The organism is Actinomadura sp. NAK00032, assembly GCF_013364275.1.
Taxonomy (GTDB): Bacteria; Actinomycetota; Actinomycetes; order Streptosporangiales; family Streptosporangiaceae; genus Spirillospora.
In genome coordinates, this window is sequence record NZ_CP054932.1 from 2,755,783 (window position 1) to 2,773,007 (window position 17,225).

A 17,225-nucleotide genomic window follows, 5' to 3' on the forward strand; every position below is an offset into this window, starting at 1 on the left:
ATCCTCCGCTGGGTCATCCGCCGGTGGGGCCGAAGCGCTCGGTCCGGACTCTTTCGGGGGCGTGGCCGAGCATGACCAGGTACGTGGCGGCCTTCTCGACGAAGCCGGTGGGGCCGCACACGTAGCAGGTCGGCTCGAAGTCGGCGGGCCACCCGTACTGGACGAGGTCCTCCGGGGTGAGCCGGCCCGGTTCGCGCGGCAGCCCGTCCGGCGCGGTGCGCGTGTAGAGGAGCGTCACGTCCAGGCCGGGGTCGGCGCGCGCCAGCTCGCCGGCGTAGAGCCGGTCGGCGGGCCCGCGCACCGAGTACAGCAGCCGGAACGGCACGCGGCTCCCGGCCGCCCGCCGCGTCCGGACCATGGACATCAGTGGCACGAGGCCCGACCCACCCGCCACCAGCAGCACCGGCTCGGTCTGCTCGGTCCGCCACACGAACCAGCCGCCGACCGGCCCGCGGAGCTCCGCGAGGTCGCCCGGCGCCATCTCCTCCGCGAGGTACGGCGACACCTCGCCGTCCGCGACCCGCTGCACCGTCAGCTCGACGCGCTCACCGCCGGACGCGGACGCGACCGAGTAGCTGCGCTGCGCGCTGTAGCCGTCCTCGGCCGTCAGCCGGACGTCCACGTGCTGGCCCGCCAGGTGGCCCGGCCACCCGTCGACGTCGAACACCAGCGTCGCGGCCGTCGCGGACTCGGCGCGCCGCTCCACCAGTTCGGCGGTGTGCCAGCGCAGCCGCCCGCCTAGTCGCCCTGGTACCGCTGCTCCCGCCATGGGTCTCCGTAGTCGTGGTATCCGGCGCTCTCCCAGAACCCGGGCTCGTCCTCAAGGCCCAGCCGGATCCCGCGTACCCACTTCGCCGACTTCCAGAAGTACAGGTGCGGGACGAGGAGGCGGGCGGGGCCGCCGTGTTCCGGAGGCAGTTCCCCGCCGCCGTAGCCGTAGGCGATCCACGCCTTGCCGTCGAGCAGGTCCTCCAGCGGCAGATTCGTGCTGTAGCCGCCGTAGGAGTGGACGAGCGTGAAATCGGCGGCGCTCTCCACGTCCTCGAAAAGGACGTCCAAAGAAACGCCTCGCCATTCCGTGTCGAATTTTGACCATTTGGTGACGCAGTGCAGGTCGACGGTGGGCGTCTCCGCGGGCAGCGCCATCAGGTCGTCCCAGCTCCAGCGGTACTCGGTGCCGGTCTCCGTGCCGATGGTGAACTCCCATTCGTCCAGCGGGACGTGCGGGGTCGGACCCGCCGACAGCACCGGGAAGTCGAACGTCTCGTACTGGCCGGGCGGGAGTTCGTGGTCGCCGGAGGGGCGCCGTCCGCCGAATCCTCGGGAAATGATGGGCATGGCGTCGTCCTTTCCCCCGGTCGGCTCAGTATTCGTACACCTTCACCATCGGTTCGTGGTCGTACCAGGACGCGATGACCGACGAGGTGTGCTCCTCGTTCAGGAAGTCGACGCGCAGCCACCCCTCGGCCTGCGTCACGCGGGTCTCGTAGCCGGGGTTCGGCGTCGCCGAGACGAGCCGTACCCGGTCCTTCTCGACCGACATCGCGGCCCGCCCGCCCCGGGTCGCGTAGCTGCGCACGTTGTCGGGCGTCTTCGGCGGGGCCTTCGAGGGCCTGCCGGACGGCGGCGGTTTCGCGGACTTCGTCGGCGTGGGCGCCCGGTCCGCGCCGTCCGGCGGCTTCGGCCGCGCGGTCGGCGACCCGATCGCCGGCGGCCCCGGCGGCGCCGCCGGGCTGGAGTGGATGACCGGCCCGGCGATCGGCGGCGGCGCCGACCGCTCCGACACCGCGCCGCGCACGACGTCGCGCACGCCGAGCCACGATAAGGCGACCGCGAGCGCGGTCACCCCGGCCCACGGGGCAACATACGACATCGCGCGACGCATGGGCACATGGTGGCATACGGTTCCGCCATGGCGAGTGTTTTGGTGGTCGAGGATGACGCGAATGTCCGGACCGCCCTGATCCGGGAACTGAGCGTGCGGTCGCATGTCGTACGCAGCGTCGGCACCGCGATGGACGCGCTGCGCGAGGTCACGCAGTCGCCGCCCGACGTCGTCGTGCTCGACCTCGGGCTCCCCGACCTCGACGGCGCGGAGGTGCTGAAGATGCTGCGCGGCATCTCCGACGTCCCGGTCATCATCGCGACGGCGCGCGACGACGAGCCGGAGATCGTCCGGTTACTCAACGCCGGCGCCGACGACTACCTGATCAAGCCGTTCTCCATCGAGCACCTCAGCGCCCGCCTCGCCGCCGTGCTGCGCCGGTCGGCACGGTCCGGTCCGACCGCGGAGCTGAGCGTCGGCGGCCTGCACATCGACCTCGACCGGCGCGAGGCGCTGCTGGACGGCGAGCAGCTCGAACTCACCCGCCGCGAATTCGACCTCCTCGCCTACCTCGCCGCCCGCCCCGGCCGCGTCGTCGCCCGGCGCGAACTGCTCGCCGAGGTGTGGCGGCAGGCCTACGGCGACGACCAGACCATCGACGTCCACCTGTCCTGGCTGCGCCGCAAGCTCGGCGAGACCGCCGCCGCGCCCCGCTACCTGCACACGGTCCGCGGCGTCGGCGTCCGGCTGGCCGAGCCCGACCCCCGGTCATGAGGAAGACGCTCGTCCTGGTGTCCCTGGCGGTCACCTCGATGGTCGCGCTGGCGTTCCTGATCCCGCTCGCGCTGACCGTCCGGGAGATCGCCCGGGACCGCGCCCTCACCACCGCCGAGCGGCAGGCGAGCGCGCTCGGGCCCGTGCTCGTCGTCACCGAGGACCCCGCCGCCCTCGAACGCGCCCTGGCCAGCACCCAGGCCGGCGCCGCCGGGCGGATGACCGTGCACCTGCCGGACGGCGGGCTCGTCCCGAGGAACGCCCACGGCGACTTCAGCGCCCGTCCCGAGCAGCTCACCGAGGCCGGGCGCCGCGGCCGCTCCTACACCGCCCGCGTCGACGGCGGGTACGCCCTGCTCCAGCCGGTGTCGCTGGACGCCGGCCGCACCGCCGTCGTCGAGGTGTTCCTCCCCGACGAGGACCTGTCGCGCGGCGTCTGGAAGGCGTGGCTCGTCATGACGACGGTGGCCTGCGCGCTCGTCGCCGGGTCCGTCGCCGTCGCCGACCGGCTCGGCAACCGCATGATCCGCTCCACCCGGCGGCTCGCCGAGGCCGCGGGCGCCTTCGGCGACGGCGAGCTGTCGGTCCGCATCGAACCGGACGGGCCGCCCGAACTGGTCGAGGCGGGCCTGGCCTTCAACGCGATGGCCGACCATGTCGTCCAGCTGCTGTCGGCCGAACGCGAGATGGCCGCCGACCTGTCGCACCGCCTGCGCACCCCGCTCGCCGCGCTGCGCCTCAACGCCGAGGCCCTCGGCGACGGGCCCGTCGCCGAGCAGACCCGCGAGGCCGTCGACCGCATCGAGCGCGAGGTCGACCAGATCATCCGGACCGTCCGGCGGCCCACCGGGCGGGGCAACTGCGACGCGTCCAAGGTGCTGCGCGACCGCGTCGCGTTCTGGTCCGTCCTCGCCGAGGACGAGGGCCGCTCCTGCGAGCTGATCGGCGCCGAGGGCCCCGCGCCGCTGCCGGTCCCCGGCACCGAGCTCGCCGCCGCCGTCGACGCCCTGCTCGGCAACATCTTCCGGCACACCGCCGAGGGCACCGGTTTCGTCGTCACCCTCCACCAGGGGCAGGGCGTCACCGGCATCCTCGTCGCCGACGGCGGCCCCGGCATCGCCGACCCGGATGCCGCGCTGAAGCGCGGCAGCAGCGGCGGCGGCTCCACCGGCCTCGGCCTGGACATCGCCCGCCGCGCCGCCGAGTCCACCGGCGGCTACCTGCGCATCCACCGCAGCGTCCTCGGCGGCGCCCAGGTGCAGATGTGGTTCCGGACCCGCTGGCTCCCGCCCGCCCGCCGCTCCCGCCGCCTGGTCGGCCGCCGCCGCCACTCCCGCACCTAACGCGGCCTTAAATCCGCCTTAACCACGAGGCTCCCGCCGCCGGGCGCCCCTAGCGTGACCGGCATGAAGCCCCCGCGCTCCCCGTACGCGCCGCGCCGCTCCCAGTACGTCGCCGCGGCCGCGATCGCCGTCGTGGGCCTGCTCATCGCCGCCGCGATCGCTGTCGCCGGGGTCCTCGCCAGCGGCAACATCCCGACGGCGCCCGGCTCGTACTAGCGGCCCCTAGTCCCGCGCGTGGTCACCGGTCGCGCCGTCGATCAGCTCCCGGACGACGTCCATGTGCCCGGCGTGCCGCGCGGTCTCCTCGACCATGTGGATCAGCACCCACCGCAGCGTCACCGTGGCCCCGTGCCAGGCCGTCCCGCGCGTCTCGAGGTCCAGCTCCTCGATCACCCGGTCCGACGCGGCCCGCGCCCGCCCGTAGAACGCGACGATCCCGTCCGTCGTCTCACCGGGCTCGACCCGCAGATCGGCCTCCGGATCGTCCTCGCGGAACGGCAGCGGCTCGGTCTCCCTCCCGAACGTCTCGCAGAACCACGAGTACTCGACGGCCGCCAGATGCTTCGCCAACCCGAGCAGACTCGTCCCGGACGGCGTCATGGCCCGCCGCACCTGCTCCTCGTCCAGCCCCTGGAGCTTCCACAGCACCACATCACGATGCCGATCGAGAGCCGCCCGCAGGCTCTCCTTCTCCCCACCGGTATACGGCACTTGTTCCATGGGCGCGGACGCTACCAGCACCCGCCTCACGACGAGGGCGCGGAACCACCGGCCGGATGGACCCCGGTGATGCCCCAGACCAGCCGACAGAGCGGCTCCTGCTCGGTGATGTCCTGGTCGAACGAGACGGTGCCGAACTGGCCGAGGAAGCCGAACCGCGCGGGCACCGCCCGCGCGCCCGGAAGCATCACCGGGATGAGCGGCATCGACCTCTCGACGCACTGCTCCATGAGGGCGCGGATCTCGGTCTCCTGCCACGGGCCGATGCCGTCCGGCCCCAGGCAGATGAGCGCGGAGCGCGCCTTGCGGACCGCCAGCTGGATCTTGTCCTGGACGGACGTGCCCGGGCGGATCTCGTGGATGTCCAGCCACGGCTGGACGCCGCGCCGACGCAGTTCGCGGCACAGTTCCCTGACGGCCGGGCGGTCGGCGGAACTGTGCGCCACGAAGACGTCGAACTCGTCGCGCAGGAGCTTGCCATGGAGCGTGCGCGCCGCTTCGGCGGGGTCCGGGACGGGCGCGCCGTGCCGGGGCCGGAGCCCGAGGCTCGCCAGGACCAGCCCGTGCAGGGCCTGCCGCGACGGGTCGGCCGGAGCGCCCGGTCCGTCCGGCAGCGTGCGGGTGAGGAGGGCGCCGAGTTCGGCCATGGTGAGCGACGCCAGCAGTGCCTCGGCACCGCCGTCCGCCACGAGGCGGTCGAATGTCTCGGCGGTCCGGCCTTCGTGGGCCTCAAGGACGCCGGCGAGCCGCTCCGGCCCGAGCACCTCCTCCAGCGCGTCCCCCAGGGCCCTGGACGGACGGACCGCCGCGCCCGCCACCCGTTCCGCGGGCCACCGCCGCGCCGCCTCGCGATCGTTGGCCACCGCGCGCCGCAACGTGGAACGCAGCGGATCGGCGTCCGGGCGGGAGACGCGCTGCGCGTGCAGGCCGGCCGCCGCGAGCAGGTCGGTGCTGGTCCGGACGGAGAACACGTCCGGGTCGCGGAGGTGCGGGTACACGATCTGGGCCACGGCCGTGTCGTAGGCGTCGAGCGCATCGTGCAGCCCGGCGACCAGGGCCGGGTCACAGGCCGGGAGCCGCGGGCGGAGTCCGGGGTCTTCGGCGGCCTCCCGTTCCTCCCGTTCCAGCTCGGCCCGCCGCTGGTCCACTACCTCCGCCAGCGCCGCCCGGGCCGCCTCCCCGTCGGCGGCGGCCGTCGAGAGCGCCAGGGCCTCACGCTCCAGCCCCGCCGCCAGGGATTCGAGCATGGCGGCGACGGCGCTTCCGCCGAGCCCTTCGCTCTCGCGCCGCAGGCGGACCAGGTGCTCCAGTTCCGGGACGCCGTGCAGGAAGGCCAGCAGGGAGGCGGCGTCACCGGGGCCCGGAGGGGGGACGCACTGGGCGAGCGTCAGGCCGGTGGAACCGTCCCGCACCCAGCCGGGGGCGGTGCGGACGGTCTCGGCGATCATCTTCCGCAGTGCGGCCCGGAAGCCGGTGGTGGCCTCCCGCCAGGACGCGGCGCCGGCGTCGACGCCGTAATGCCCGGCCAGTTCGGAGAGGACGCGGTCGACGTCGCACGTGGCGGGCGGGGCCAGCGCCAGCCGGCCCACGGAGGCCCAGAGGGTCTCATGGTCGGATCGCAGCGAGAGAGCGGAGTCCTCGCGGCCGACGACGACGAGGCGCCGCCAGGCCTTCCGCAAGGCCCGGAAGCGCGACTTGGACAGCCGTATCGGTGCTTTCCGCCACCAGTCGAACAAGTCCTGCTCTGGCCCGGTCAGCCGATTTCGCGCGCGCCGGGCGAGCGACGAGGTCTCTTGCGGAAGGGCGTGTTCGAGGAGTTCGGCCAGCAGCCGGTCGACCTCGGCCGGGTCGGTGGTGTTCCGCAGGCCGGAGACGGCCCGGTTCAGGGCCTGGTACGCCGCGAGGCGCGCGTCGAGTTCGGCGAGCCGCCTCCCCACGGCCCGGAGGGTGTCCCTCAAGGTCCAGGGGACGTTCGGGTCCGAGGCCGCTCGGGAGAGGTCGACCGGGCCGGAGCCGGACAACTCGTGGGCCAGCACCGCCAGTGTTCGGAGGCACTGCTGCGTCCTCCGCCGCGCCGGAGCCCAGCCCTGGACCGCCAGTAACGACCCGCTGGACGCGGTGGCCAGTCGGAGCACCTGGTCCTCCACACCGTCCCAGTGGCGGAGCGCGTCCCGGTTGACCTCGTAGTACTCGTCGACCCAGCCCCGCACCCTGGCGTGCACCTCGGCGGCATCGTGCCCCGCGAACGGGAACACATCGACCTTGAGCTCCCCGATGTCGGTGAACATCACCAGGCACGGGACATGGCGTCCGATGCCGAGCCGCTGCGCGAAATGCAGTGCGGCCTCCGTACCCGGGATCGCCGTCCTGGCCTGGCGCTGGAAGTCGAGGTGCACCTCGATGTCGTCCCTGTCCCGCAGCGGCCGGAGCGATTGCGGGCGGATCGTGCTCCAGTCCGGTCGTTCATGATCGAAGACGGGACCGGAGAAGGGAAAGGGGATGCCCCTGCGCATGCGGGCGAGGACTCCGCCGAGAATCGTTCCGCGCTGTGCCTCCCGGTATTGGATCCGCGTGAACTCCCCTTCGGAGAGACCCGAGAAGAAGACGAAGCGGACTCGGTTCGCCGTCCGCCGGCACAGGTCGACGCAGTACTCCTGGAGGAATTCGGCACAGACCGGAGAGTCGTCGCCCACCAGCATGATGCTCCAGCCGAAGCCGTCGGTGAGGCGGCGGGACCGGCCGTCGGTCCGGAACACGTAGTCGTACACGTCCTCGGCCGACACCGCGTGGAAGCCCATGTCCGACCCTCCGGATGCGGGGCATAGTCTGGAACGCTCAGGCTAGGCGAACGGGGAGCGGACGCCGGTGGGAACGTGCGAGTTCTGCGCCATCGCGGCGGGGGAGGCGGCGGCCGAAACCGTCTACGCCGACGACTCCGCCGTTGCCTTCGTGCCACTTCACCCGGCCACGCCCGGCCACGTTCTCGTCGTTCCCAGAGAACACTTTCCCGACATCTGGGCGCTGGACGCGGACACGGCCCACCGGCTGGCGGACGCCGTGCTGCGGGTGGCGCACGGCGTGCGGCGCGCGCTCGATCCCGAGGGGCTCAACGTCATCAACTCCTCCGGCCGCGCCGCCACGCAGACCGTGTTCCACGTGCACGTCCACGTCGTGCCGCGGTGGCAGGAGGACGGCTTCGGCCGCCTGTGGCCCGAGTCGCCGCGGCACGAGGCCGGCCGGGTCGAGCGGGCGGTACGGCTGATCAGGCGGGAACTGGGCGGCGCGCCGCCCCGCTGATCCCGCGCCCCGCCGGTCCGGCGCCGCCTCAACCGAGGGCCACCGCGACGACCACCGCCACGATGATCAGGACGAGGGTCCCGTAGAAGCCCCGCAGCGTGGTGGAACCGACCACCTGCGGCCACTTCACCTCCCCGGCGTACGGGGCGGTGTTCATCGAGAAGACCTCTACCGGCCCGCCCGGGATCCGCGCCTGGTCGTACAGCTTCCTGAACAGGCGCTCCTGCCGCAGGAAGTAGGCGTCCACGAGCCAGAAGCCGAGGACCGGCACCAGCGCGACGGCCGTCACCCGCCATTTCGGGCTGCTCAGCGAGACGCCGAGGAACGCCGCGACCAGCGTCAGCGTCCAGCCCTTGATCAGGAACGAGCCGTTGCCCAGCCGAGTGACGACCGCCTGGATGAACTCCAGGTGCTTGACCTGCTCGGCGGTGAACTGGGGGTGTCCGGGTTCAGTCACGCGTGTGCGGCCTTTCGTCGGGTGTCGGGGGGAATCGGTTCGGGGAGCCGCCTGGGAAGGGCTCGTCGCTCAACTCGGCCCATGCCCCGCGGGCGATCCCGATGAGCTCCGGATCGTCCAGGTCCAGCGCCACCCGTGCCGCGCGGCCGACGGCCCGCATGCTCGTCGCCGGATCCCGGTCATCGGATATCCGCGCCATCGTGACGAGGGAGCAGACGTACATGAGGTCGGCCTCAGGGCCGCCCGCGTCGTGGACGCCGGCGCAGAGGGCGACGGCTTCTTCGATGAGGGGGAGGGCCTCATCGGTCCGCCCGAGATCGTGCAGGGTGTCGGCGAGGTTGTTGAGGACGTTCGCCAGTTCCACGCGATCGCCGGGCGCCTCGCCGGGGAGCGCCCGGCGGATGCGCACCGCCTCCTCGGCCGCCGACAGGGCCTCTTCGGCCCGGCCGAGGCCGCTCAGGCAGCGGCCGAGGTCCGTCAGCACGGACGCCAGGCGGTCGCCGTCCCCGATCCGGCGCAGTGGCGCGGCGGCCAGGGCGTACGCCTCGGCCGCCGCCTCGTCCCGCTCATCGTCCTCCAGGGCCTGCGCCCTGAGGTGGAGGTTCACCGCCTGCCGGTCTCGGAGATCCGCCCTGCCCTCGGCGACCAGTGCGGAGAGCAGCCCGCCGGCCCGGTCCGTCAGCAGGATGACCGGGCCCGCCCGGCCGAGGTCGTGGTGGATGTGGGCGAGCACCATGAGCGCCGCGACGTACTTCTCCCGCACCTCCGCCCGGCCTCGGCCGAACAGGGCGGAGAAGACGGCGACCGCGTCCGCCGCCGCCGCGAGCGCGCCGTCGAGGTCGCCCTCGTCCTGGAGCATCCCCGCCAGGGCGCCCAGTACCTCGGCGAGTTCCGGCTCGAAGGCGTCGGGCAGCGGATCGGAGAGCTTGCGGTAGATGTCGACCGATTCGTCGAACGCGTCCCGGGCGCCGCCCGCGTCGCCGGTCTCGCGCCAGTACAGGCCGAGGTTGTGCAGCGCCTTGGCGAGATTGGCGAGCTGGGTCCCGGGAAGCTCGGACGCCAGCTCCCGGTAGAGGCCGACGGCCTCGGTGACCTCCTCGATCGCGGCCTCGTGGTCGCCGAGCCCGCGCAGTGTCGCCGCGCTGTTGACCAGGGCCGCGGCCAGGGCATCGAGGTGCCGTTCCCCGTAGCGGGCGACGAGGCCGCGGGCGAGGGCGACCGCCTCCCGCGCCGCCTCCCGCGCTTCCGGCCACCGGTGCAGCGCCGCCTGGTCGCCGGCGAGGTTGCCGAGGTACCTGACGAGGTCGTCGCGGAACCGGTCGGGGTCGGCGGCGTCCAGCTCACGGAGCAGGCCGACCGCCTCACCGGTGGCGGGCAGGGCCTCGGTGGGGCGGCCCGCCTCCGACAGGGCCACGGCCAGATCGCCCAGAGCCGACGCGAGCCCGGACATGAGGTGCGTCCTGTCATCGCCGGCGGCCTCCCGCGCGCGCGTGCGCAGCAGCTCCACGGCCTCCGCCGCGGCGCCGGCCGCCCGGCCGAACTCCGCCGTCAGGCCCAGCAGGCTCGCATGGGTCAACAGCGCTGCCGCGAGCAGGTCGCGCGCCTCGGCCGTTCCAGCCGCGCGTAACGCGCCGATCGCCTTCTCCGCGTACTCCAGGCCGTCCCCGGCGAGGCCGAGTGCGCCGTAGGCGCCGGCGAGGGTGTCCAGGGCTGACGCCGCCTCCACGTCGTGCTCGTCCATCGCCTCGTAACGCCGGACGGCGCGCGCCGCGACGACGAGGGCCTCGTCATGCTCCCCGACCGCCGCGAGACGCCGGGCGAGGGCGTGCGTCAGCCAGGCGGCGCCCTCCGGATCGGGCGGCCGCTCCGCGAGCTTGCGGTCGAGCGCCGTCCGGGTGCGGACCACGGCGAAGGCGGCGAGGGCGAGCGTCGAGTCGGGCAGGCGCCCGACGATCGCCTCGTCGAGCGCGGCGCCGTCCTCGGCACCGGTGTCCAGGAGTTCCGACAGCACGCCCACCAGGGAGCCGTCCTCGACGCGGGTGGCGACGGCGATCGCGAGCGGCACCCGGCGGAGCAGGTCGGGCGTCAGCAGCGCGCGCATCGTGTCCCGCACGTGCGGATGGCGCGGTGCCGCCCGGCCGAGCACCGTCAGCGCGCGGACGAGCCGGTCCCCGTCGACCAGGGGAGCGGCGGCCGAGGCGAGGCCGGGTTCCTCCGCCAGTGTCGCCGCGGCGAGGTCCTCACCCAGCCGGTCCGGGCGCAGCGGGTTGAGCGCGCCGGGGCCGGGATACGTCGCGGCGAGCCAGCGCCGGTAGCGGGCGACGGCATCGCGGCCCGCGCCGTCGAAGGTGGGCAGCGCGCGCAGCAGCGCCTGCGCCTGCTCGGCGTCGTCGGCGCCGAACAGCGTGGCGGCCGACACGACCTCGTCCAGCCGGGCGTCGTGCGGCTCCGGCAGCAGGTGGACGGCGGTGGTCCGCGACCAGAGGCGCCGCTCGTGGTCGAGGACCCGCAGGACGGGGTCGTCCCGCCCCGGTCCCGGCGCCGGCCCGTCGAGCAGCGCGGCGAGCGCGGCCGCGTGCACCTCCAGGGCCCGGTCGCAGCGCCCGCCGGTGAGACCCGCCGGCGGCGCGCTGAGCGGTTCAGGACGGCCCAGCCCGCGGGCGAACGCGGTCAGCGCGCGGTCGAACTCGGCGCGCCGGTCATCCGTGCCGGTCAGCGGGCCGAGCCGCATCTCCGCCATATCGCCGAACAGCAGGGCGACCCGGTCGTCCCTGTGCCGGCGGAGGAACTGCCGCCAGACCCCGGCGGACCTGGCGAGCAGCAGCATTCGCGACGGTCCGCGTTCCGCGGTCCGCTCGAGCAAGGCCGAGGCAAGACGGGCGACCTGCGCGGTGCGGCCTTCCGCGTAGTCGACGACCAGTAGCAGAGGAGTGGTGAATTCGCCGACCCGGCCGAGCACCTCATCGGGCAGCCGCTCGGGGACGAGACCGGCCGCCCACCCGCCGGCCTTCCTGACCAGCTCGTCCGCGAGCCGGGTCTTGCCCTGCCCCCCGGGACCGGTGACCAGCAGGACGTCCACTCGCGCCGGGGAGCGCAGCCAGTCCCGCAGCCGGTCGAGTTCGGCCGTCCGCCCGCCGAACGGCACCACCCCGTACTCGGGCCGGAGGAGCATGCTCGGCAGCGGATCGTCCGGCAGCTCCGGCGGCTTCTCGAAGAGGTCCGGGAGCAGCAGGTCGGGAACCTTCTCGGCGATCAGCCCGGCCAGCCGCCGGAGGTCCTCGCCGAACCTCGGGTGGGCGACCGCGACGGACTGCCGGTGGGCCAGCCCGGCGATGTCGCCGGGCAGATCGTCCGCCGCCGGCCGCGCCGCCCCGTCGAGGAGCACGGGGACGACGGCGATCCCCGCGCCGAGCGCGGCCCGGATCTCCCTCCGGACCCAGTCCTTCTCGCGGTCGATGAGGCGCTCGCCCCCATCGGCCGCGAACCACCTCGGACCTATCAGGACGAGCAGGATCTTCGCGCTCTCCAGCTCCCGCCGGATCTCCACCGGGTAGTGGTCGCCGGGTCGCAGCGACACCGCGTCGCGGAACACCCGGTCTTCGCCGAACCGCTCCTTGAGGAACTCGTACGCTCCGGCGGCATAGGGCGCGGCGTCGACAGTCCGGTAGTTGATGAAGACGTCGGCCACGCTGCAAAGGAAACCACGCGGGCCCGGGAGGCGGCGCGCGGTGGCCGGGATGGGCCGCCGCCTGGGCGGCGGCCCCGGTCGGTCAGCAGTCGGAGTAGCGGACGTACCACTTGCCGTTGCCGTTGCCGAGCTTGTAGTCGGCGATCCAGCGCTGCCGGCTCATCCGCACCCACAGGTAGCCGTCGCGGCGCTGGATGGTGTCCCAGTCCGTCCGCACCCGGGTCCCGTGCTCCAGGGCGCCGACCTTGGTGTAGCCGACGCCCGGCCCCGTGCGGACGTTCAGCCCGTTCGCGGGCAGGACCGTGCCGGTGCACCAGCGGACGCGCTCCTCGTCCCGGGCGAGGAGCCGGTTCATCGCCTTGGCGGCCCCCTCCGGCCCCACGACGATCGCCCCGGGCCCGTGCCCCTCTTCCTCCTGCTGCCCCGGTTGCGGCGGCGGCTCCGCCTCGGCGGCCGTCGCGACGCTCAGCGTCCCCGCGGCGAGCACGCCCGCCACCAGCCCCGCACCGAGTTTCGTACCTACGCGCATGTATCCCCTCCAAGTTCGTCCGACATGCAGTCAGAACATAACCCAGAGTGACATATGGAAGACACAATGTAACGAAAACTCTTCTTGCCCAACTCTCGTCGCCCCTGTCGCACAGCCCGAACACCCCCTGAATAAGGGCGACTCAGCCCTTCCCTAAGTGAGGCTTAAGGGCGTTCTGTTGGTGGGGGTGGGGGCCTAGCGTTGCGGGTGTCAGAACTAGGAGACGGCGGAGGTGCACAGGCGGAGAGCGAAGCGAACGTCGGCTGAGGTTCCGACTGAGGTTCCTGATTGAGACAGGTTTCTGGCCCGCACGGCCCCGTAACCCCGCTCTGGGGCCGTGCGGGCCAGAAGCCGTTTCAGCGGGGGAGGGCGCCCAGGAGGAGGAGGCGGAACGCGTCGGCGGTGCCGGTGGGGTCGCCGGTGGCCAGGCGGCGGAGGGCGAGGCCGTAGAGCATGGCGACGATCGCGGGGGCGTGGTGTTCGGCGTCGGGGATGCCGAGGGCCTTCAGGACGGCGGTGGCCAGGTCGTCGTAGGCGGCGACGGAGCGCTTCGAGGTCTCCAGGAGGCCCGGGTCGCGGGCGGCGTGCAGGTGGAGTTCCAGGTTCGCGATCTGCTCGGGGCCGTCGGTGAAGTCGAGGATCGCCTTCTCGACCTGGTCGGGGGCCTGGGCCGGGTCCACGCCCGAGTCGGCCAGGGCCGTGGCGTAGGCGGTGATGCGGGCTATCTCCTGCTCCACGAAGGTGTGCAGGGCCTCGCGGAGGAGGTCCTCCTGGCTCGGGAAGTGGTAGGTCAGGGAGCCGAGTGAGACGCCGGCCGCGCGGGCGACGGCACGGTTGGTCACGGCGCCGATCCCTCGCTCGCCGATGAGGCGGAGGGTGGCCTGGAGGATCCGGTCGCGGGCGCTCATCGGTGCACAGTCTTCCCCAAGTCGTGCGCGTTCAGTATCGTTCGTTCGAACGAACGATACCGGGAGGTCGCGTGTTGGGGTTGGCGGGGCAGGCGGCGGCGCTGGCGCGGGGGGACGTCTCGTCCAGCGAGCTGGTCGAGGAGAGCCTGGAGCGCATCGGGCGCGAGGAGTCGCTCGGGGCCTTCCGGGTGGTGCGGGCGGCGGCCGCGGCGCAGGAGGCGCTGGCGGCCGACAAGCGGCTCGCGGACGGGGAGCGGCTGCCGCTGCTCGGGGTGCCCGTGGCCATCAAGGACGACACCGATCTGGCGGGGGAGACCACGCCGTTCGCGGTCGCGGGGGACCACCGTCCCGCGGCGCGGGACGCGGAGGTCGTGAAGCGGCTGCGGGCGGCCGGGGCCGTCATCGTCGGGAAGACCACGACGTGCGAGCTGGGGCTGTGGCCGTTCAGCGAGTCGCCCGAGTACGGGTGCGCGCGCAATCCGTGGAATCCCGACTACACGCCGGGCGGGTCGTCGGGGGGCTCGGCCGCGGCCGTGGCGGCGGGGATGGTCGCGGCGGCGGTCGGGTCGGACGGGGCCGGGTCGATCCGCATTCCAGCGGCGTGGACGGGGCTCGTCGGCATCAAGCCGCAGCGGGGGAGGGTCTCGGGGTACCCGCAGACCGATCCGTTCAACGGCATCACCGTGTGGGGGCCGCTGGCGCGCAGCGTCGAGGACGCCGCCCTGATGCTCGACGTGCTGAGCGGGAGCCATCCGGACGACGTCTACCAGGTCGATCCGCCGACGACGCCCTTCGTGGAGGCCGCGCGGCGGGAACCCGGGCGGCTCAGGATCGCCGTTTCCTTCCGCACGGCGTTCGGGGTCAGCGGCAAGCTCGACCCGGAGATCCGGGCGGCGGTCGAGCGGCTGGCCAGGAGGCTGACCGATCTCGGGCACAAGGTGTTCCCGGCCGATCCCGACTACGGGCTGGTCGGCCTCGGTCTCATCCCGCGCGGGACGGCCGGCGTCGCCGACTGGCTGGACTCGCTGCCGAATCCGCGGCCCGAGCCCCGGACGGAGGTCGAGGCGCGCATCGGACGCGTCGTCGGGAAGCGGCTGCTGCCGCTGGCGAAGCGGATGGACCCCTACCTGCGGCGCAAGGTCGGCCGCATCTTCCAGATCGCCGACGTGGTGCTGACGCCCACCACGGCGCAGCCGCCGCTGCGGGTGGGGGCGTTCGACGGGGCCGGCTATCAGAAGACGCAGTCGGGGGTCGCGGCGGCCTGCCCTTACGCGTGGACGTGGAACGTGCTCGGGTGGCCGGGAGTGAACGTCCCGGCCGGGTTCACCAAGCGCGGCCTGCCGATCGGGGCGCAGCTCCTCGGGCACGACTCCGACGAGGCCACGCTCATCTCGCTGGCGGCGCAGCTGGAGGCCGTCGAGGGGTGGGGCGAGCGGCGTCCGTAGGCGAGGCGGGCCGCTCCGGGGCGGCCCGCCCTCAGTAGCCCGCGCCCGTCAGCATGCCGCCGTCGACCAGGACCTCGCTGCCGGTGCAGTAGGACGAGTCGTCCGAGGCCAGGTAGACGACCAGGCCCGAGACCTCCTTGGACTTGGCCATGCGGCCGAGGGGGAGGGAGTTCAGGAACGCGTCGGCGCTGTCGGCCTTGGCCGCGATGATGTCGTCCTGCATGAACAGCGGGGTGACGACGCCGCCGGGGTGGATCGAGTTCACCCGGATGCCGTACTTGCCGAGCTCGCGCGCGGCGGACTTGGTGAGGCCGCGGACGCCGAACTTGCTGGCGCTGTAGGCGGCGAGGCCGGACGCGCCGATGAACCCCTCGGTGGACGACACGTTGACGATCGAGCCGCCGCCGGCGTCGCGCATCGGCGCGGTCACCGACTTCACGCCGAGCCACTGGCCGACCAGGTTCACGTCGAGGATCCGGCGGAACTCGTCGAGGCCCATGTCCTCGATGCTCTTGTGCCGGATGATCCCGGCGTTGTTGACCAGGACGTTCAGCGCGCCGAACGCGGACGTCGCGGTCTCGACGGCGGTCTGCCAGTCGTCCGGCGAGGTGACGTCCATCCGGACGAAGCGGGCGGCGTCGCCGAGGTCGGCGGCGAGCTTGGCGCCCTCCTCCTCCAAGACGTCGCCGAACACGACCTTGGCCCCCTCGTCCAGGAACCGGCGGACGTGCGACTTGCCCATCCCGCGCGCACCACCGGTGATCAGCGCCACCTTGCCGTCCAGCTGACCCATCAACGCTCCTCGTCGCCCGTAAGCCTGCGGCTAACCTAGCGAACGCTTGGTCAACTGAACAAGGCGGCCCCGGACGTCAGGCGCGCAGCCCGGTGAACAGCAGGGTCAGCATCCGGTCGGCGTAGGCGGCCGGGTCGGGGGTGCGCTCGGACGCCACCCCGATCGCGTTGGTGAGCCGGAGCAGGTCGCGCGGGTCGATCTCGGCGCGGAGGGCCCCCGCCCGCTGCGCCCGCGCCAGCAGTCGGCCGAGCGCGTCGCAGATCGAGGCCGCGGCGGCGCCGAGGCCGGTGTCGGCCCACTCCGCCGACATCGCCTCGATGATCACCGTGGCGGTGCCGCGCGGGGTCGCCGCGCCCGCGAGGTAGCTGCGCAGCCAGCGGTCGAGGGCGGCCTCGGCGCCGCCCGGATCGGGGTCGGCGAGCAGTTCGTCGGCGTGCGCGAGGAGCCCGTCGATCCGCTCCCGCAGGACGGCGTGCAGCAGCGCGTCGCGGGTCGGGAAGTGCCGGTACAGCGTCCCGGAACCGACGCCCGCGCGCTTGGCGATGTCGTCGAGGGAGGCGCCCGTGCCGTGCTCGGTGAACGCGGTCCGGGCGGTCGTGATCAGTCGCTCGTAGTTGCGGCGGGCGTCGGCCCGCATCGGGCGGGTGTCCATGGGCACCGTCCAGCGGTCTGGCGGACGACCTGCGGTGGTCACCGCCTTGCGTTGGGGACGAGCCTGCCATCTTCCAGGGCGGACGCGCTACCCGTCGCCGCGCCCGGCCAGCGCGTCCCGGGACAGCCGGTCGGCCCGGCGGGTGGTCTCCGGCAGCCGGAACTCGGGGGTGAGGGCCAGCACGACGCGGCACGCCGTGTCGAGGTCGACGCGGTGCCCGACGGACACGAACACCGGCTTCACGCCGTCCCGCGTGCGCAGCACCCGCCCCACGACCTCGCCGCCGTCCACCAGCGGGCTGGTGTCGCCGCGCCGCGCGCCCGGCTGCTCGTAGGCGCCGATGAAGGCGGTCTTGCCGACGCCGATGGACGGCAGCCCGGTCAGGACGCCGAGGTGGCAGGCGAGCCCGAACCGGCGGGGGTGCGCGATCCCGAACCCGTCGCAGACGAGCAGGTCGGGCGTGGTGGTGAGGCCGCGCAGCGCCTCCAGCAGGGTCGGCAGCTCGCGGAACGCGAACAGGCCCGGGACGTAGGGGAACGCGGCCGTGCCGACGGCCACCGACTCCTCCAGCACCTCCAGCGTGGTGCCGTCCAGGACGACCGCGGCGGCGGCCAGCCGCGTCCCGGTGCCGCCGCCGTCGCCCGCGTAGGAGACGTCCAGCCCCGCGACCGTGCGCGGCGCGGCCGGGCCGGGGACGTCCAGTTCCAGCAGCGGGCGCAGCCGGTCCTGGATCGCCTCGGCCTCCGCGGCCGTGGCCGGCCAGTCGTGCAGTTCGCGTACCACCATGCCCGGGA

The 17,225-nt window shown here is 73.7% G+C and carries 17 protein-coding genes; 5 read left to right on the forward strand and 12 right to left on the reverse strand.

Translation table 11 applies throughout. The features are described 5' to 3' along the window. Positions 1 to 13 precede the first annotated feature (13 nt). The 3 genes from HUT06_RS12920 to HUT06_RS12930 are packed head-to-tail and all read right to left on the reverse strand — an operon-like array spanning position 14 to position 1,885. Entirely contained in the window at positions 14 to 769 is a 756-nt protein-coding gene (locus HUT06_RS12920; RefSeq protein WP_176195941.1) for a ferredoxin reductase, read from the reverse strand. Next, positions 739 to 1,338: a sulfite oxidase-like oxidoreductase gene (locus tag HUT06_RS12925; RefSeq protein ID WP_176195942.1), complete on the reverse strand. Its 600-nt coding sequence runs from the start codon at positions 1,336 to 1,338 to the stop codon at positions 739 to 741. The genes HUT06_RS12920 and HUT06_RS12925 overlap by 31 nt, the downstream gene beginning before the upstream one ends. A 25-nt stretch (positions 1,339 to 1,363) precedes the next feature. Then, positions 1,364 to 1,885 carry a hypothetical protein gene (locus HUT06_RS12930; RefSeq protein ID WP_176195943.1) on the reverse strand — a complete coding sequence of 174 codons (522 nt, stop codon included), beginning with the start codon at positions 1,883 to 1,885 and terminating at the stop codon, positions 1,364 to 1,366. 27 nt (positions 1,886 to 1,912) lie between these two features. On the opposite strand from HUT06_RS12930, the gene HUT06_RS12935 reads away from it, so the two are divergent. The 3 genes from HUT06_RS12935 (at position 1,913) to HUT06_RS12945 (ending at position 4,158) form a co-directional block, all read left to right on the forward strand. Then, positions 1,913 to 2,599, forward strand: a complete 687-nt coding sequence (locus HUT06_RS12935) for a response regulator transcription factor (RefSeq protein ID WP_176195944.1) — start codon at positions 1,913 to 1,915, stop codon at positions 2,597 to 2,599. Then, the gene (locus HUT06_RS12940) at positions 2,596 to 3,942 is read left to right on the forward strand and encodes a HAMP domain-containing sensor histidine kinase (RefSeq protein WP_176195945.1); all 1,347 of its coding nucleotides are present in this window, start codon (positions 2,596 to 2,598) and stop codon (positions 3,940 to 3,942) included. Before HUT06_RS12935 ends, HUT06_RS12940 begins: the two co-directional genes overlap by 4 nt. Before the next feature lie 63 nt (positions 3,943 to 4,005). After that, positions 4,006 to 4,158, forward strand: a complete 153-nt coding sequence (locus HUT06_RS12945) for a hypothetical protein (protein ID WP_176195946.1) — start codon at positions 4,006 to 4,008, stop codon at positions 4,156 to 4,158. Between the two features lie 6 nt (positions 4,159 to 4,164). Here the strand turns inward: HUT06_RS12945 and HUT06_RS12950 are convergent, their stop codons facing one another. Further along, positions 4,165 to 4,662 (reverse strand): DinB family protein, encoded by a 498-nt coding sequence (locus tag HUT06_RS12950; protein ID WP_176195947.1) that lies wholly within the window; start codon positions 4,660 to 4,662, stop codon positions 4,165 to 4,167. 26 nt (positions 4,663 to 4,688) lie between these two features. Further along, the gene (locus HUT06_RS12955; RefSeq protein ID WP_176195948.1) at positions 4,689 to 7,460 is read right to left on the reverse strand and encodes a toll/interleukin-1 receptor domain-containing protein; all 2,772 of its coding nucleotides are present in this window, start codon (positions 7,458 to 7,460) and stop codon (positions 4,689 to 4,691) included. A gap of 67 nt (positions 7,461 to 7,527) precedes the next feature. On the opposite strand from HUT06_RS12955, the gene HUT06_RS12960 reads away from it, so the two are divergent. Next, positions 7,528 to 7,959, forward strand: coding sequence for an HIT domain-containing protein (locus tag HUT06_RS12960; RefSeq protein WP_176195949.1), 432 nt, complete (start codon positions 7,528 to 7,530; stop codon positions 7,957 to 7,959). Between the two features lie 28 nt (positions 7,960 to 7,987). Here HUT06_RS12960 and HUT06_RS12965 read toward each other — a convergent pair whose 3' ends face one another. The 4 genes from HUT06_RS12965 to HUT06_RS12980 all read right to left on the reverse strand — a co-directional run bounded on the left by HUT06_RS12965 (position 7,988) and on the right by HUT06_RS12980 (position 13,541). Continuing rightward, positions 7,988 to 8,416: a hypothetical protein gene (locus tag HUT06_RS12965; RefSeq protein ID WP_176195950.1), complete on the reverse strand. Its 429-nt coding sequence runs from the start codon at positions 8,414 to 8,416 to the stop codon at positions 7,988 to 7,990. Beyond that, positions 8,409 to 12,104, reverse strand: a complete 3,696-nt coding sequence (locus tag HUT06_RS12970) for a toll/interleukin-1 receptor domain-containing protein (protein ID WP_176195951.1) — start codon at positions 12,102 to 12,104, stop codon at positions 8,409 to 8,411. Before HUT06_RS12970 ends, HUT06_RS12965 begins: the two co-directional genes overlap by 8 nt. Positions 12,105 to 12,186: 82 nt before the next feature. Then, positions 12,187 to 12,633 carry an SH3 domain-containing protein gene (locus HUT06_RS12975; protein WP_176195952.1) on the reverse strand — a complete coding sequence of 149 codons (447 nt, stop codon included), beginning with the start codon at positions 12,631 to 12,633 and terminating at the stop codon, positions 12,187 to 12,189. Positions 12,634 to 12,989: 356 nt separating this feature from the next. Continuing rightward, on the reverse strand, positions 12,990 to 13,541 hold the full coding sequence (locus HUT06_RS12980) for a TetR/AcrR family transcriptional regulator (RefSeq protein ID WP_176195953.1): 552 nt from the start codon (positions 13,539 to 13,541) through the stop codon (positions 12,990 to 12,992). 71 nt (positions 13,542 to 13,612) lie between these two features. Here HUT06_RS12980 and HUT06_RS12985 point away from each other — a divergent pair, with 71 nt between their 5' ends. Then, positions 13,613 to 14,986, forward strand: coding sequence for an amidase (locus HUT06_RS12985; protein WP_217711295.1), 1,374 nt, complete (start codon positions 13,613 to 13,615; stop codon positions 14,984 to 14,986). 31 nt (positions 14,987 to 15,017) lie between these two features. On the opposite strand, the gene HUT06_RS12990 is transcribed toward HUT06_RS12985, so the two are convergent. The 3 genes from HUT06_RS12990 to HUT06_RS13000 form a co-directional block, all read right to left on the reverse strand. Further along, positions 15,018 to 15,779, reverse strand: coding sequence for a glucose 1-dehydrogenase (locus tag HUT06_RS12990; RefSeq protein WP_176195954.1), 762 nt, complete (start codon positions 15,777 to 15,779; stop codon positions 15,018 to 15,020). 76 nt (positions 15,780 to 15,855) lie between these two features. Next, a complete protein-coding gene (locus tag HUT06_RS12995) occupies positions 15,856 to 16,431 on the reverse strand; it encodes a TetR/AcrR family transcriptional regulator (RefSeq protein ID WP_217711296.1) in 576 nt (191 codons plus the stop codon). An 87-nt stretch (positions 16,432 to 16,518) separates the two neighbouring features. Further along, positions 16,519 to 17,217 carry an endonuclease V gene (locus HUT06_RS13000; protein ID WP_176195955.1) on the reverse strand — a complete coding sequence of 233 codons (699 nt, stop codon included), beginning with the start codon at positions 17,215 to 17,217 and terminating at the stop codon, positions 16,519 to 16,521. Between the last annotated feature and the right edge of the window lie 8 nt (positions 17,218 to 17,225).